Source organism: Sphaerisporangium sp. NPDC049003, from assembly GCF_043197795.1.
GTDB lineage: Bacteria > Actinomycetota > Actinomycetes > Streptosporangiales > Streptosporangiaceae > Sphaerisporangium.
The window spans coordinates 15,448-30,395 of sequence record NZ_JBICTU010000041.1 but is presented as its reverse complement, the minus strand read 5'-3'; the positions used below and the strand labels follow the sequence as shown (position 1 = coordinate 30,395).

Below are 14,948 nucleotides of genomic sequence, written 5' to 3'. Positions count from 1 at the left end.
TTTTTGGTTCCGTGCCGTGCTGCGACACGTTGGGTGGTGGCCCAGGAGCCGATCCCGCCCGACCACTGCACCACCCGCCACGGGTCGGTACCACCGGGGAGGGGGTCCGGGATCACGCGGCACCACCGGCCTGCCATTCGTCTCCGGATGCTTCTGAGCCGGGAGCGCTGGTCGAGAACGCTTCCGGATATCGGAACCGGGCCTCGGGGGCGGTCATCTGACCGCCGGCCTGGTCGTAGGGGAGCCGGTCGGTCCATCCGGCTCCACCCAGTGCGTTGCGGGAGTTGGCCATGGTGACCACGTCCAGGTGGATGCTGTTGACGCCGTTGGCCACGGTGAGGGACTTGGAGTTGACCCGGACGATCTCGTACCAGCGCCGCCCGGACTTGACGAAGTCGCCGCGGGAGAAGTCGGCGCTGGACCAGGCCCTCCGGCCCTGCTGCTCCTGGAGCTTGGCGATGTGCGCCTTCCAGTAGGTGATCTCCTCGGTCAGCAGGGTGATCTGCGACTCGGTGACCGCGCGGGCGGCCGGGCTGACGGCGATGAGAACCTCGGCGGAGTTGCCGGCCTCGTTACGGGAGAGCAGGCGGGAGCCTTCCGGGCGGTCGGCCAGTCGCTCCTCCAGGGATCGCCCGTAGTCGTCGGTCCAGTCGGTGGTGACGGTGATCTCCCAGTGCTGGGTCTCGCCGCGCAGGTAGCGCTGGTGGCGGCGGAGTTCGGCCTCCAGTCGCTCGACGCGCCGCTGCGTCGTGCCCAGGGCCTCGCGGCCGGACTGGTATGCCGCTGCGGCCTTGGCTCGCCCCGCCCACCGTTCGCCGCGGTCCACGTGTTCGCGGCCTCGGTCCTCCTTGGCGTTGCGCTTCTCCTGCTGCCGCACGGTCCGGTTGTAGGAGTGGTGGCCGATCAGGTGCGGCTGTCCGAGGGGGATCCGGCTGCGTTCCTGCCTGACCTGGTCGATCATCGCGTCGCCCTTGGTGAGGGCGTGGTCGGCGTAGCCGCTGAACCGCTCGGTGCGTTCCTCGGCGCGGTCGTAGCGCTCGGCCTCCAGTTCGGCGAAGCTCGTGGTAGGCAGGGTGATGTTGTCGATCTCGACCTTCACCTCGTGCCCGGCCTCAGCCAGCGCGGCGGCGCACCGGTCGATGTAGTGCTGCTTGGCCGGGCGGCGGCGGGTGGAGGCCACGTACCAGTACGCCTCCCCGTGGTCGGGGTGGTCGTCCAGGTGCCGGGACGGGCGGAAACCGGCGTCGTGGATGATCTCTCCTGAGTCGTCGCGGGGGGTGGTGCCGTAGACGACGGTGCCGGTCTCCAGCGTGTGACTGATAACGATCATGAGCGTGTGGGTCCTTCCGGAAATGAAAGAGCGTCTCGCTGTGCCGGCGAGACGCTCGACGTGGTGGTGGCGGGGCCTCAGCCCCAGTTGTCGAGGTATTCGGGGTTGGGGAACTGCGTCATGGCGCCGGCGATCTCGCTGTAGGGGATGTCGAAGGCCTCGCCCCACAGGTGCCAGGCCGCGTGGTAGGCCCAGTCGGCGACGGCGCTGCGGTCGTCTTCGTGGACGTGATCGGACCAGGCGCTGATCCGCTGGTGGCCGTGACGCCAGGTCACCGCCCGGACGTGTGCTAGCGCCCACTGTTCTCCGGGATGCTCGGGGAGATCCCGGACGTCCTGCTGGGTCGTCGCCCACGCGGCCAACGCGCGGGCCAGGTCCCAGAATTGGAAGCGGCCGCGGATGGCCAGCGTGAACTCAAGCCGGCCGTCCGGTCCCTGCGACAGGGTGAGCCGGGTGGCACGGATCCGCTGCGCGGTGGTCATGGCGGGAGTGGTCTTCACGCTGCCCCCGTCCGCGAGGTGAGGTTGTGCTCGTCAACCCATCGCTGAGCGGAGGCCTCGCCGGGGAAGTACGCCAGCTTCCCGTTGATGTACCAAGGCAAGGTCCGCTGGCCATCGTGGCCACCGCGAGCAGGAACGTCGTCGGGGTGGGGTTCCAGCGGGGCGACCTGCTGCCCGTAGTTGCACATGTCGCGTGCCACCCACGGCAGCCCCTGGATCACCTCGACTCCGCCTTCGGGGCCTTGGGCGTAGTAGCGTCCCGGCTGCTGGGGGTCCCACTGGAATCCGCACATGTAGTCGCGGGAGTCTTTGTGGATGTAGGCACCGTCGGGTGCCGGCAGGGCATGCCCGCACGCCGGGCACTGCTCTGGGCACGCCGGGGCGGCGTCACCGGTCTTGGTCACCGTCGCCTTCCTTTCTGCGAGTCTGCGAGGTTCTGTAAGGCCCCAGATCAGGGGCGGGGTGGGCCTGTGGTTGGGCCGGGCGTTCTTTTACGCCGTGTGGTTGAGCGGGAGGAGGTCTTCCACGACGCCGGGGTGGGCCCGGTTCACGCGCTCCAGCAGTTCGGCACGCCAGGCAAGCGCGTAGTCGATGCAGTTGCCGCAGTGGCCGTGCGGGTGCCGGGGGTGGCGGGCTTCCCATCGGGCGGCTCGTGACCAGGCGAGGCTGTCGCTGGAGACGATGTCGCCGGCGCAGGAGATCAGACCGGTGGTCTTGTAGCCGAAGGTGTGCAGCCGAAGCCCCAAGCGGGCGAGCCGGGAGATCATGAGCGCGACGGGCAGGGTGTTGCCCTTGCGGCAGATCGAGCCGAGCCCGACGACCGGTTCCTCACGCAGGTCGATCCCGGCGGCCAGCCACTGCTCCAGGTGGTCGAGGTAGTCCCGGGGACGCCTGCCTTGCAGGACCAGCATCCACGGCAGATCAGGTTCGAGGCTGCGTAGCTCCAGCCCGTTGATGATCGTCGCCCGCTGATGCTCTGCAACCGACAGCCCGGTGCTGGCCAGCGATTGGTCTTCGCACGGCCAGTCGAGTTGGGCGATGTGGCGGGGAGGGCCGATCTCGTCGTGGTAGCGGCGCACCATCCGCGCGTAGGCGCGGGCGCCCAGGCGCCAGCGCCCATACCGGGTGAGTTCCGTGTACGCCCCGGAGTCCAGGCCCCACACCCCGCCGCCGGCCAGGCGGGGAAGGGAGGAAAGCGGCGAGAGCGCGTGCTGCGAGACGTACAGCGGAACGCGCACCCGGGCCAGCCAGTCGGGGTGGTGGGTACCGAGGAAGAAGCGCATCAGGCCGCCTCCGGGGCATCGCGGCCCTGAGCGGCGGCTGCCGGACGGGGCAGCAGACGAGGATCGGTGGCGATGCGCGTGGACAACGCGACCAAGCCGCGGCGGACCGGTTCCCCTCCGGCCGCCACCTCGACGAACACCTCATCCAGCACGGCGAATGCCTCGGCATCACTCTCCGCGGCCACCTCCAGGGTCACCTCAACGGTCGAGCGGTAGCGGAAGGTCGGCCCAGGGGGTGGGAACGGCACCTGCGACAGGTCGACGGTGCTGTGCCGGCCGGCCTGGTCGATCACGGTGAACACGTTGGCGGCCGAACCGGGAGCGCTGCGATCGGCCCAGGCCAACTCCGCCGCGTGCCGAGGAGACTCGGCGTACTGATCGATCTCCCACCGCACCAGGTAGTCAGGCATCTGCCACCTCGCCCGTGTGAGCTTCGGAGGCGAAGTCGATTTCGGCGAGGCGTTCCTGCGTCTCGATGAGCGGCGGTGCCGCGGGCGGACGATCCTTGGAGGAGTCGTCCTTTGGGGACGTGGAACAGCAGTGGGTGCCGCGTGGTGCGGCCGCCGTCTGCTGGTTGGGGGTGGTGGTCAGCATGCGATCTCCTGTCGCGGGAGAAGACAACCGCTCCCGGCCGGTGAGCCGGCCAGGGGCGGCAGGGGGAGGTCATGCGGGTCGGAAGCAGGCCGGTGAACCGTGGCCCGCACATGTCCGGCTCGCAGGTGATCGAGATCGTTCAGTCGAAGTGGATCTGACGGAACACCTCGTCGACCGCCTTGACGGCCTCGTCTTCCGGCATCTCCTCCAGCCGGGCCAGCGGCCCGGTGTCGACGTCGTGCCGGTCGGACAGGTGGGCCTGGGCGATGGCCTCGCGCAGGATCTTGCGGGTTTCGGAGCTCATCTCGGTCATGACGTGTTTCCTTCCAGGAGGAGAAAAAGAGCCGCCCCCGGCCAAGCTGCCGGGGGCGGGCCGGACAGCAGGGGAAAGCGAACGGGTTGGCCGGGCTGACGCGGCTGAGGTCACATCCCGCCGGTGGTTAAGGTCGATCGGGGCAACCAGCCCTTCGCTGATGCCGACACCGTGTTCGGCCGGTCGTCATCGCAGGCCGGACACCAGTCGAGGTAGGCGTGGTCACCAGCCGGCCCAACGGCAACGGCGAGGTATTCCTGCGCCGCGATGAGCAGTTCTTCCACGGGCGGGTGATCGTTCATCGAGTCGTCCTTTCACGACGGGGAACGGCATAGGGCAGCCGCGCGGCGCGGCTGCCCTATGCCGGCCAGGGGTGGTGGTCAGGCGGCGTCGGCGTGGACGTCGGCGGCGTCGAACTCCTCGGCGAGGTCGTCGGCTATCGCCTCCTCCACGTGGGCGGCCAGGTGGACCTCCTGCGGACCCGCTGCGGCGTCCGCGGGACCGGATGCCGACGCCGGGCCGGCGGAGGCGTCCGGCTCGGCAACGGGGCCCGGTTCGGACTCCTGCGTCCCCTGCGGTGCCTGCTCGACGGCGTCGATCGGCTGGTCATCGTGCTCCTCGGGGTCCTGACCGGCTACCGCCGTCTCGGTACCGGTCTGGTCGGCGTCTGCTTCCTCGATGAGGTCTTCGGCGGGGTTGTCGCCGCGGTAGGCAACGCCGTCGGCAACGGCCTTCTCGATCGGGCTGGGTTCATGGCCGTGCTTGGCGCCGATGTCGGCGACGAACCGCAGCCAGACCCCGGCGTCCTCGCGGGTACACGGGGAGTACTTGTCCTGGCGCCAGGTGTTGCGCCGCTCACCGTCACCGGTGATCTCCCGCTCGTAGGCGGTCGCGATGGGGGCGAGCGCGATCATCCACAGGCCCGGCTGGGTGCTCTTGGCGACCGTCTCCGGGGTCGGGTGGCCGAAGGACTCGAACAGCCGGGAGTGCCGGGCACCCCCCAGCGCGCGGCACAGCGGCTCGGGCATCGTGACGAGCTGCTCGGTGATGAACCGGGCGATCGTGGACGCCACGTTCCTGGGCGGCGTCTTGAGCATCAGGAACTCGTGCAGCCACTGCTGGCGGACCGTGCCGGCGGCGACCCACGCCTTGTTCCCTTCGATCACGATCTTGCGGTCGGCGTTCGGCTTGGCCTCCTGAGCGACGGGCGCCACTACGGCCGGTTCGGGAGGATTGGTGGTGCCGGTCTCGGCGAACACATGGCCGTACTCGACCGGGTCCAGGCAGTAGTGGTTCGGGGAAGCGCTCATCCAAGGGCCGAGCGAAGCGCCCCGGCCGGGGCAGTCCTTATGGGCGTCGGCGTCCATCTGCTGGGAGCCGTTCAACAGGCGGGACAACGGCACGGCGCCCTCGGGCCGTTCGCCGGTGATCGTGATCCCGGCCTGCTCCAGCTCGGCGATCATCTTGGCGCGACGGGACTTGGCTTCCCGCTCGTCCAGCAGGCGCTGCACCGTGTACTTCAGCGGGCCGTACCGGTTGCGGCGGATCACCTCCATCGCCTCGGGGTCGTCCTCGAACGGTTTGAGCAGCGCCAGCTCCTCCAGCGTCCACTCATAATCCATCCCCGCGGCGATCTCCTTGGCCATGTAGTTGAGACCGCCGGCCCGTACCCCGGCCTTCACCTCGTCTGCGGAAAGGCCCGTGGCTTTGCGGATCTCGGCTCGCGTCATGCCGGCCTGCGACGCCGAGAACAGCGCCTGCGCCTCCTCATGCACCGTCAGGCTCGTGCGGAACCTGCTGCTGATCAGCATGTGCAGGTACTGAAGGCCCTCGTCATCGGCGGTGTCGGCGGAGAAGAAGTACGGCACCGCCGCCAGGCCGACCTTCAGCGCGGCGTCCAGGCGGATATTGCCGTCCACCACCCGGTACCCGCCGCCCGGCTCGACGGTGATCTCCAGCGGGGTGATGATCCCCGCTGACGCGACCGACCGGCAGAACGCCTGGCCGGCCTGTCTGTCGTCCCGGACGTTCCCCGGGTGGCAGACCAGCAGCTCCACCGGGATCATGGGCCGCTCGGTGTACGCCAGGATCTCGTCTCGCTCAGCATCGGCGTCCAGGTCCGCGCCAACCGGGATGTCGTGATCGATGACTACGTCTTCCAGAATGTCGGGTTCGGTTGCGACTTCGGTCATGTGCCCTCCACAGGCTTATTACGCCGGGCTGGCCTGGCCACCGCGATTCTGCGGCGGCCGGGGGACACAGGGATGGTCCCTGCCCGGCTCAAGGCGCCCGCGACGCACGCAGATGGGAACGCAATCCGGCTGTCCCGGCACGGCCAAGATGTTTTCCGACGAAGGAGGAAAAGATCTCTGGGCGGGCTGGGGCGAGCGCAGCGAGAGCCGGTTGCGGGCACGGCAAGGGCGGCGCAGCCTTAGGAGCCGGGCAGGGACCTGGGACCTACGGACGCGTACGCTCCGCGGCGTCGAACAGATGGCGAGAACCGCTGGTGCAGCCCCAATTACTGACCCGGGGTGTCACCGCCTGCCGGGCTTCCTTCGGTGAGATCTCAGTCGTCCCGGGAGACGATCACTGGTTGGCGTTTGATGATGGCGAAGACCGGGGTGGAGGGCCCGACGTAGGCGCCGGTGACGTTGTAGTCGATCCACTCGGCGGCCTCCTCTTCGTCCATGCCCCACCCCAAGAGGACTCGCAGGCAAAGAGCCAGGTCGTACAGAGCGACGATCCGCCGCGAGTTGCCGAACCAGCCCTCGGCCATACCGATCAACGCGTCCTCGAAACCGTCGGCCAGCAGCGCTTCGCCGTCACTGCATTCGGCCAACCGGTCCCGAATGTCCTCGAAGGACGAGTCAGTCATGCTGCGTGCCCTCGTCCTTCCTGTGGCGGGGTCGGCCGCCTCGGTGACGGCCACAGCCCTGCGGAGCCATCACGAGCGGCAGCCCGCTCCTAACGTCGAAGGGCTGGCCGGCCGCCACTGCGGCCTTGAGCTGGTCCTGGAAGTCCCTGGCCAGGGCCGAGACACCAAACGAGCGGCCCCTCCTGCGACCGGCCACTATCCAGCACACTCGGTGAACCCGACCTCGCGGACCCTCGTGGGTGCGGATCCAGTCACAGATCCAGATCTTGTAGGTGATCCCACGCTGGTGGCCGCGAGCGTGAGAGGTTTTGCGGTCGATGGGTGATGCGTTCATGCTGCGAGCAGCTCCCTTGTTCGATGAGGGTTAACTGTGCCGCCGGGCGGTCCATCCCGGGGACACCCCGGCTATCGCGTCACTTGGAGGGCTGTGCCATCCTCGTCGCTACTACCTTTGTAGACGACATGTGGATATATTATACTGAGATATATGAACTGGTCAATGGAGTTGGGCTCGAGTCAGGGTAGATGATCAAGGAATGGAGCGGTCGGGGAGCGGTGGACATATGGTTCGGGCAGAGGCACTGATCCGCCATGCCAACGGCCAAGTACGCCTGTGGGGCTGACTCACTTTGCAGTGAGTTAGTCCACGATGACCGCGCCGAACTGACGGGCGCGGGGCTGGACACCCTGGAGGCGGTCGGCGACCACCTGCTGGCCCTTGCCCCGTAGTTGGTTTCGAGCTCCCCACGGCACACCCGCATCGTCAGGATTCAGGAGTGGCTTTGTTCACCGTGAGATAGCCTGTTCGGCAGCGGCTCAGTACCACGATCGGCGGCGCCATCGAGTGACACCGGCGTGGCGTGCGGGACAATTGGTCTTATGGTGGACAGCAGCGATGAAGAAACTCTGAGAAGGTTCGTGCTCCGGGCACGCAGGGTCCAGGCGCATTCGCTGGTTCAGAACTGGAACGAGCTGCTCTACCACGCCGACGGATCATTCGAGGGCAACCTCGACGTCACTGGAAGGTTTTCGTTCACGAGACGCCTGCCGGACAACGAGGAGGCGTTCGAATCCCTCGCAGCTCGCATACGACCGTTGACGCTGAAGTCCGAGCCGGTCTACTACGAGACCGTGTTCAAGGCCCTCGAGCGACTCCTGACCGAGGAAGCGGCGGTCGACGAGCCGGAGCAGAAACGATTCGACCAGCTGCGTCGCGCGTGGTCGGCCGCGGAGATCCAGGGCACGCAGACTCGGGCATACGCCGTCCAGTCCATCCGGGTCGACGGCACCGAGGCGACCACCATGGTCTCCGACACCCAGCTCGCGGCCGGGTGGCTCTACGCTGATCTCGTTCATGCCGACGCGCAGGGACCGAAGAGGGAGGCACTCGCTTTCCCCCTCCGGGAGCGATACGCCGCCGCCGTGCGGCTCTTCTCGCACATCGCTGCGCTGACCGTAGAGACGCTGCGCTTGGTCGAATCACTGAGGGACGCCGGGACGATCTCGTTGACGGTGTCCGCATGGGATGAAGACGTGGTGATCGGAACCACAGAACTCTCTGAGGAAGCGCGAGCGTTCGTGGCGGCCCCCGGCGCCACGAAGCCTGACCTGCGTGACTCGCTGTGCTTGGGCGAGGAGTGGAGCCAGGTCACAGTCACCGAACTGCTCCGGCAGGACCCCGCGAACCGCGTGCGCGTTGTGCTCAAAGACGAGCACGGATCGACGATCGCATCCTATGACGCCGCTGTCGTGCACCGGAAGCTCGAGGAGAACGCGGCGCACTGGCAGGTTCTGGTCGCCGGTAGCGCGATCTTCAAATTCTCCTTCGACCTTGAAGGCGAACACATGGTCGGCGGCCACCTCGTCGAAGGGGAAGCCTTCGACTCGACGAACGAGCTCAAGCTCTCATCGACGGTTCTGCTGATCCAACTCCATCGCGCCACGACGATGAAGTTCGAGCTCCGAGGGCAGGAGTTCGTCACGTTGGGGCCGCCGACGTCTTCTGCCAAAAAGCTCCGCGAACTCGAAGTTGTCGCGGAAACGGTTGGTGACATCGTGACGATCGAGCGGCTGAGCGGGCAGAGGTGCGATCCGTGCAACGGCACATTCGACGACCGTGATCGTGTTCGGCTGCGCCGAGTCCGCCTCGTGTGGGAGGGACAGGTCGTGCATGCCATGCGTCATCCTGTGACGGTCACTGCGCCTACGGGCGCGCCGCCGCAGGTCGTGGTCGTCGCGGCCGGAACGCTCGACGTTGGCGGAGCGAGTGTGCCGACGCTGACCACGTACATGCGTCACTCGGCAATGACTTGCACAGAGCAGGGAGACGATGCCGAAGTCGGTGCGGAAGCGAAGAAGTTCGAGGTCTGCCCGCCGCAGGGGGAGCAGTTCATCGCCTGGGCGCCCGAGCGCGTGCAGGTGTTGGGTGACGATGACCTCGTGCCGACAGCGTCCTGGGGTTTGATCGGGATAGACGAGTCCATGGTCACCTACTGACCCAGACAACGCCCAGCGGGGCGTTAGCGCAACTCGGATGGGAGCCGACCACAGATCACTGGAGCCGGCTGTCCTGGCTCAGCCGAAAGTGAGCGGCGATGAACTCCCGCACCGGACGGGTGTACCCCTCCCAGCCATGGTAGGAGAAGCCTTCACGCCGGGCTGCGCGGTCAACCGTGTCGAGCGCCTGCGCCAGGCGCAGGTCATCCCCGTGAAAGATCTCTCCTCGCATTGCGGGTTCGCGCAGTAACTGTTCGGCGGCCGGGGTGGTGCGCGGGGTGTTGTAGTGGGCGAAGTTCGGGTAATAGTCGCCGCCGATGTCGAGTCCCACCAGGCAGGTGAGGAAGTCGAACTGGGTGAGGCTGGTCAGGATGCGCTCGTCCTGCGCCTCGACGTCCGGGCGCAGGCACTCAAGCCGGCGGACCACGTCGCGGGCGAAGCTCAGCAGCGACAGCTCGACCTTCTCGGTGCTGTGCCGGGTTTCCAGGAGGCCCGCCCGGCTGGCCATGCTCAAGCTGTGTGTGGTCCAGGTGCGGTAGCTGTCGTGGCCGAGGGGCACGCGGTGCTCGGCGAGTGTTCTGACCGCCGGCCACTTGCCGCCTCGAACGGCAAGCGCTCCCAGCGCGAGCACACGTTCGGTCATCGTGAGCCAGAACGTGGCGATGGGCTGGGGAAGGTAGCTCTGCCCGACCCCTATCTGTTCGAACGGAAGATCCTCCCGCCAACGTTTCCGCCCAAACATGCCGCCGACCTGGTGCCTGGTGGCCCTGCCCGGCAAGCCGTCGTGCCGCGCGAACGCCGTCATCGGTGGGAAATGTCGTTTATGTCCCTCCCTGCTGTCGGGGACGGCCGTGACGGCGATGGCCGAGGCGGCAGGCGCTCAGCCGACCTCCTTCTGGTCGGCTTCGGCCACCCTGCCCAGCAGACCGGCGACCGTGGCGATCAGCGCCGCGGCACTGGCGCGGGTCCATGGCTCGGTGGTGTGGTCGTCGTGAACAGCCGCCCCCAACAGGTTGAAGGTGTCCTCGGCGAATACGGCCCAGCGCTCGGCCTGGGTGCGCTCCTGCGGCCGTTTGTCCTTGACCTCCCGCGCGGTCGCTTGGGTTTGCTCCGCTTTGCGGACCACCTCCACGACCTTGCGCAGTTCGCCGAGGGCTCCCTCGATGTGGTTCTCGCGGAACAACTGGCGGGCCTTGCGTATACGGCGGGCGGCGTCCGCCAGGGTGGCGTTGTCGGTGATCGGGATCACGACCTGCACATAGGCGCCCGCGTCGACCTTGTCGAGTTCCTCGCCCCACTCGCCGCCGCCCACGTCGAAATTGAGCGTGCCGGAGCGGCTGAGCACAGTCCCCTCGTCGACGTATTGGACCTGCAGATCCAACGACACCCACAAACGGCCTGCGTTGCGCAGCGTCTCCACGATGGGGATCTGCTGGTCGGCGATGAAGCCCACCAGGGTGATCGGCGCGGTGGCCGCGGACGGGCGGGCCGGGTGCTCGGCCACCAGGCGAGTCAGGAAGTGCCGATCTCGTGAAGGAGCGGCGCTCACGTACATCGACGCCGAGATCGCCACCGGCGGCGGATCCTTGCGCTCGGTGCGGCGGCTGGCGTCAAGTATGACCTCCAGCCGGGCACCGGCGACGCCAGGAGAAAGGCGCAGCGTACGGCGGGCGGCGTCAAAGGACAGCACGTCGGATGGCGAGAACTCGATTGCGATCATGAAATGTGCCGTTCGTGGTCGTGATGGGCGAACAGGCCATTGTGTCGCTCGCCGTTCGCGATATGCAGGCGAATTCCCGAGCTGCTCCCGCGCTCGGCGCCAGCGGAACAGGCCGACGCCGCAGCATCTCCGCAGCTGCATGACGAGGCCGACGGCGTGTCCGCCGCGCGGGAGTCGGGGAGCCGCGAGGCGCCCGTGCCGCCAGGCGCCCACTGGCTCCTTCCGTCTTCCAGCGGGATTGCCGCTTACCAGTTGTCGGTGACGGACGGGCCTTTCGTCGCGATGGACTGGCACATTTGCCGTACCACGGTGTGTGGGTTGCCAGCGTTCGCGCCGAGTCGGTGGGCCTGTTCCATCGTGTAGTCGAACAGGTCGCGCAGGTGCTCACCGCGGCGGTGCAGGTCGGCGGCTGCGGCGTGGAACAGGGCGGCGAAGGTGTCGGTGTCGCCAGCGGACCAGGCCGCCAGCAAACGGAAGGTGAGCACGCGGGCCGGCGGTGAGTGGTCCTCGATGTTGGCCTGAGTGCCGTCGTCGTGCTCGCGGTAGGTCCATTCCTCTGGCGTGACCAACGACATGCGGGTGATGAAGTCCGCAGCCACCTTCGCCAGTCCGAACAACGCCGTGTCGTCGAACTCGAGCATCGCCTTCACCCGGGCGGAGACGATCACATGGTCGCCGAGGACCGCTTCGGCGACGGCTGCCTGCAGGAGGACAAGACCCCGCTGCACGGCTTGGACATTCACGAGCGCCTCCTCTACGTCACGGGCCTGGACCCGGGCCGAGGGCGGCATGGTGCTCATCGGCCGCAGGGTCGAGGCAAAGACCAGCAGCCCCAGATCATCTATCGCGAGGGCTGCACCCCGCAAGGGGCGATCGATGGAGAGGCGAAGGCCCAGCAATCCGCCCTGGTCGTGAACAATGCCATGAAGATGGACGACCTTCCCTGGAAACTCACCGGGGCCCGTCTCTGCGGAGCATCGGCTCACCAATGCCGCTCCGATGCCCTGGGGCACGAGCCCTGTTCATTCACGGGCCATTGGCTCGCGACCTTCATGCCCGAGTGCGACGTCCTGCAGACGGCCAACCAGTTGGATAATCTATGGGCTCGGTCGTCAGGGCCTTGGCAGCGGCAGAGTCGGCATCTGCGGCTGCCGGAGGTGCTGCCCGCCGCCGTAGACGTGCAGGCGGAAGGTGTCTGGTTCTGGGCGACCCGCCGCGTCGTAGGCACCCAGGACGGCCTCGATCCGCTCCCACAGTTTGATCGGTCCGTTCTCGCGCACCTCCCATATGTCATCGCGTTGGGTGAGGGTGGCGGCTGAGCCGGTGACGACGTCGGCCAGGTGCACCACCTCCCCGACCGCCGTCATCTGTGCGTCGGGTACCGCGCACTGGGCGAGGAACCTTAGATGAAACGCCTCCTCGGTGGCAGCGGTGATCCGCTCCGGGCTGTGCAAAGCGGCGCGCGCGGTCTGTGGTAGGTCGGCGGCCCAGTGGGCGGGGTTGCCGAAGGCAGGGGCGGAGTGAGTCCGGGCGGACATGAAAGAGACGGTGCCGCCGATCAGCGGCCCCTCTGCGGTGCCGTCGTGCGCGACGGTCAGCAGGACGCGGGCATACCCGTAGAGCCAGCCGCTCAAGGTAAGCAGGATCTTGCCACCAGGCCGTGTCTGGGCAATCAGAGCCGGGGGAACGGTGCGGAAGGAGCAGGCGGCCACGATCCGATCGAAGCGGGCTTCGGGCCAGTACCCATAAAGCCCGTCGGCCACTGCGAGGGTTGGGGTGTAGCCGCAGCTGTACAGCGCGGCCGCGGCCTGATCGAGCCGTCTACCGTCGACCTCAATGGAGGTGACATCGGAGGAGCCGAGACGTTCGCAGGCCAGTGCGGTCGAGTAGCCCGTTCCCGTGCCGATCTCGAGCACTGAGTGACCTTCTTGCATATCGGCGTCGGCCCACATGCGCACGACGAGGGACGGCAGGGTGGAAGAGGAGGTCGGGGCGCCGCCGTGCCGCCTCACCGGGCTCTTCCAGTCGGGTTCGTCGCCGTCGAACTGCGTGATCAGGGTGGTGTCGGAGTAAGCGGCGCTCAGCCACCGGCCGTAGTCGAGTTCGGCGGTGGCCGGCTCCCAAACTGTCAGTCCCTGGTCGTCGCGCCAGTCGGCGGGCAGATAGAAACCCGGCACGAACCGGTGCCGAGGCACCGTCTCCACTGCTGCCCGCCAGCCCGGGTCATCGAGAACGCCGTCCTCGGCGAGGGCGTCGGCCATCGCGCGGCGCAGGCGCGCCCCGTCAGTCTCACAATCGGCGGGCATGGTCATGGCACCGCCTCCTTCCTGCTGAGGATGTGGGCGAATGTGTCGGCGATCTGGTCGGAGTCGGGTAGCCAGCCCCACTGTCCGTTCGGATTGCACTCGATCCAGACCCAGTGCTGCGGGTCGGCACCGTCGCCAGTGAGGGCGAAATCGAAGCAGCCGAAGACCAAGTCGAAGCCGGTCAAGTAGCTGTGCAGCGCAGCCTCTATCGATGCCGGCACGGCGATGGGAGAGTGTATGAGCTCGTCCCAATCGCCTCGGCGCCAGTCCAAAGCGCCGTTCGGGGTGGCGATCTGCTGGGCGAACAGGCGGCGGCCGACCACGGTCACCCGCACGTCGCTGGTCTTGGGCACCTCGGCCTGGAACAGGTGGGCGGTCACCGCGAGGGAATGGTCGAAGGTGTCGGGGTCAACGCGCTGGGTCCAGATCGCCCCGGTGTGCCCGTCCTCGCCTCGAGGAAGGCCGCGGAAGGTCTTGTAGACCAGAGGGCCGTGCTGGGCGGCGAACTTCCGTGCGCTCTCGACGTCATTGGTGACCAGGGTCGGCGGGATCGTGAGCCCCAGGTGCACTGCGGTCTGGAGCTGGGCGGGCTTGAAATCGGCTCGGGTGACTGCGGCGGGATGGTTGACGTACCTCGCACCGTACAGGTTGTTCAGGATGCCGCCGAGCCCGTGCCGAGCCTCGGCGCTGGCGAAGTCGCGCTGCTGCTGGGGGAGTTGGGTAAAACGGGCGGAGTACGGGGTGGGGCGGCGATAGTACACCGCCGCCACCTCCCCCAGCTCCACCTCGCGGCTGGCCGTACGCAGCCGACCGCTCCACGCCGGTGCCCTGGCGTCGAGACGGGCGCTGAACAGCAGGTCGGGCCCGATGTCGGCTGGGTCGACGCGGGCGACGGGCACCTTGCGCTCGTTCAGCGCGGTGATGACCATGTCGGCGGTGACGTCCTCCAAGGAGGTGACGACCAGAACGAGGGATGCCATCGCGGTTAGTCCGGCTCGTAGTCGGTGGTGTTGTCGTCCTTCGTCTGCGGCTGGGGGTCCTTCCCGTCACCACCGCCCGACATGGAGGCCGTATTCGTGGACTTGTTGGTGCCGTGCTTACCCATCTCGACCGGCTGGCCCGCGGGGTCGAAATAGCGGGCCGTCTGCGTGGACGGGTCCAGCGTCACCCTCGCGTACGACGGCGGCCCGACAGCAAGCCGGTCAGTGACCAGCCGCATTGCCCACGGAGCATCTGATGCAAGAGTCGCCATGCGTTAGCCTCTCCCCTCTCGCAACGAAACGGAAGCCGATCGGCTCCCGCACACAGAATCGGCTGCCCTCGCTTCCTTTGACCAGTACCGTAGGTGCCGCGAACCGTGGCGGAAACGCCACGCTCCACAACAAGACGGCGTGGAGGGCGAGGTGTCAATGGTTAGCAGATCCGGAAACCCGCACATAGCGGTGTGGATTGCGGCCACTGACTGTCACACGGGGAGACCGCCCGCCGTATTAGCGCCGCCGCCATAGCCCAAGGTCACCGACAGATCGCC

General features: G+C 67.6%; 17 protein-coding genes. 1 reads left to right on the top strand and 16 read right to left on the bottom strand.

The genetic code is table 11. The features are described 5' to 3' along the window. Positions 1-112: 112 nt before the first annotated feature. The 10 genes from ACGFIV_RS32545 to ACGFIV_RS32500 form a co-directional block, all read right to left on the bottom strand. Positions 113-1,330 (bottom strand): DUF3560 domain-containing protein, encoded by a 1,218-nt coding sequence (locus ACGFIV_RS32545; RefSeq protein WP_392838746.1) that lies wholly within the window; start codon positions 1,328-1,330, stop codon positions 113-115. Positions 1,331-1,407: 77 nt separating this feature from the next. Next, positions 1,408-1,830 carry a hypothetical protein gene (locus tag ACGFIV_RS32540; protein ID WP_392838744.1) on the bottom strand — a complete coding sequence of 141 codons (423 nt, stop codon included), beginning with the start codon at positions 1,828-1,830 and terminating at the stop codon, positions 1,408-1,410. Then, positions 1,827-2,234: a hypothetical protein gene (locus ACGFIV_RS32535; protein ID WP_392838742.1), complete on the bottom strand. Its 408-nt coding sequence runs from the start codon at positions 2,232-2,234 to the stop codon at positions 1,827-1,829. The genes ACGFIV_RS32540 and ACGFIV_RS32535 overlap by 4 nt, the downstream gene beginning before the upstream one ends. A gap of 87 nt (positions 2,235-2,321) precedes the next feature. After that, positions 2,322-3,113 (bottom strand): hypothetical protein, encoded by a 792-nt coding sequence (locus ACGFIV_RS32530; RefSeq protein ID WP_392838740.1) that lies wholly within the window; start codon positions 3,111-3,113, stop codon positions 2,322-2,324. Continuing rightward, the gene (locus ACGFIV_RS32525) at positions 3,113-3,523 is read right to left on the bottom strand and encodes a hypothetical protein (RefSeq protein ID WP_392838738.1); all 411 of its coding nucleotides are present in this window, start codon (positions 3,521-3,523) and stop codon (positions 3,113-3,115) included. The genes ACGFIV_RS32530 and ACGFIV_RS32525 overlap by 1 nt, the downstream gene beginning before the upstream one ends. Then, positions 3,516-3,707 (bottom strand): hypothetical protein, encoded by a 192-nt coding sequence (locus tag ACGFIV_RS32520; protein ID WP_392838736.1) that lies wholly within the window; start codon positions 3,705-3,707, stop codon positions 3,516-3,518. Before ACGFIV_RS32520 ends, ACGFIV_RS32525 begins: the two co-directional genes overlap by 8 nt. A gap of 139 nt (positions 3,708-3,846) precedes the next feature. Next, the gene (locus ACGFIV_RS32515; RefSeq protein WP_363776979.1) at positions 3,847-4,020 is read right to left on the bottom strand and encodes a hypothetical protein; all 174 of its coding nucleotides are present in this window, start codon (positions 4,018-4,020) and stop codon (positions 3,847-3,849) included. A gap of 110 nt (positions 4,021-4,130) precedes the next feature. Beyond that, positions 4,131-4,322 (bottom strand): hypothetical protein, encoded by a 192-nt coding sequence (locus ACGFIV_RS32510; protein ID WP_392838733.1) that lies wholly within the window; start codon positions 4,320-4,322, stop codon positions 4,131-4,133. Between the two features lie 78 nt (positions 4,323-4,400). Next, the gene (locus tag ACGFIV_RS32505; protein WP_392838731.1) at positions 4,401-6,212 is read right to left on the bottom strand and encodes a ParB/RepB/Spo0J family partition protein; all 1,812 of its coding nucleotides are present in this window, start codon (positions 6,210-6,212) and stop codon (positions 4,401-4,403) included. A gap of 374 nt (positions 6,213-6,586) precedes the next feature. After that, the gene (locus tag ACGFIV_RS32500) at positions 6,587-6,895 is read right to left on the bottom strand and encodes a hypothetical protein (protein ID WP_392838729.1); all 309 of its coding nucleotides are present in this window, start codon (positions 6,893-6,895) and stop codon (positions 6,587-6,589) included. Between the two features lie 879 nt (positions 6,896-7,774). Between ACGFIV_RS32500 and ACGFIV_RS32495 the strand changes: the two genes are divergently transcribed. Beyond that, positions 7,775-9,391 (top strand): hypothetical protein, encoded by a 1,617-nt coding sequence (locus ACGFIV_RS32495; RefSeq protein ID WP_392838727.1) that lies wholly within the window; start codon positions 7,775-7,777, stop codon positions 9,389-9,391. Positions 9,392-9,446: 55 nt separating this feature from the next. Here ACGFIV_RS32495 and ACGFIV_RS32490 read toward each other — a convergent pair whose 3' ends face one another. The 6 genes from ACGFIV_RS32490 to ACGFIV_RS32465 all read right to left on the bottom strand — a co-directional run bounded on the left by ACGFIV_RS32490 (position 9,447) and on the right by ACGFIV_RS32465 (position 14,636). Then, the gene (locus tag ACGFIV_RS32490; protein WP_392838725.1) at positions 9,447-10,196 is read right to left on the bottom strand and encodes a hypothetical protein; all 750 of its coding nucleotides are present in this window, start codon (positions 10,194-10,196) and stop codon (positions 9,447-9,449) included. A 75-nt stretch (positions 10,197-10,271) separates the two neighbouring features. Continuing rightward, positions 10,272-11,111, bottom strand: a complete 840-nt coding sequence (locus ACGFIV_RS32485) for a hypothetical protein (RefSeq protein ID WP_392838723.1) — start codon at positions 11,109-11,111, stop codon at positions 10,272-10,274. 245 nt (positions 11,112-11,356) lie between these two features. Then, positions 11,357-12,124 carry a hypothetical protein gene (locus ACGFIV_RS32480; RefSeq protein ID WP_392838721.1) on the bottom strand — a complete coding sequence of 256 codons (768 nt, stop codon included), beginning with the start codon at positions 12,122-12,124 and terminating at the stop codon, positions 11,357-11,359. A 99-nt stretch (positions 12,125-12,223) separates the two neighbouring features. Then, positions 12,224-13,423, bottom strand: coding sequence for an ATP-grasp peptide maturase system methyltransferase (gene tgmC / locus ACGFIV_RS32475; protein WP_392838719.1), 1,200 nt, complete (start codon positions 13,421-13,423; stop codon positions 12,224-12,226). After that, complete coding sequence (tgmB, locus tag ACGFIV_RS32470; RefSeq protein WP_392838717.1) at positions 13,420-14,397, bottom strand: ATP-grasp ribosomal peptide maturase; 978 nt, start codon at positions 14,395-14,397, stop codon at positions 13,420-13,422. Before tgmB ends, tgmC begins: the two co-directional genes overlap by 4 nt. A 5-nt stretch (positions 14,398-14,402) precedes the next feature. Then, positions 14,403-14,636, bottom strand: coding sequence for a putative ATP-grasp-modified RiPP (locus ACGFIV_RS32465; RefSeq protein WP_392838715.1), 234 nt, complete (start codon positions 14,634-14,636; stop codon positions 14,403-14,405). Positions 14,637-14,948: the final 312 nt, after the last annotated feature.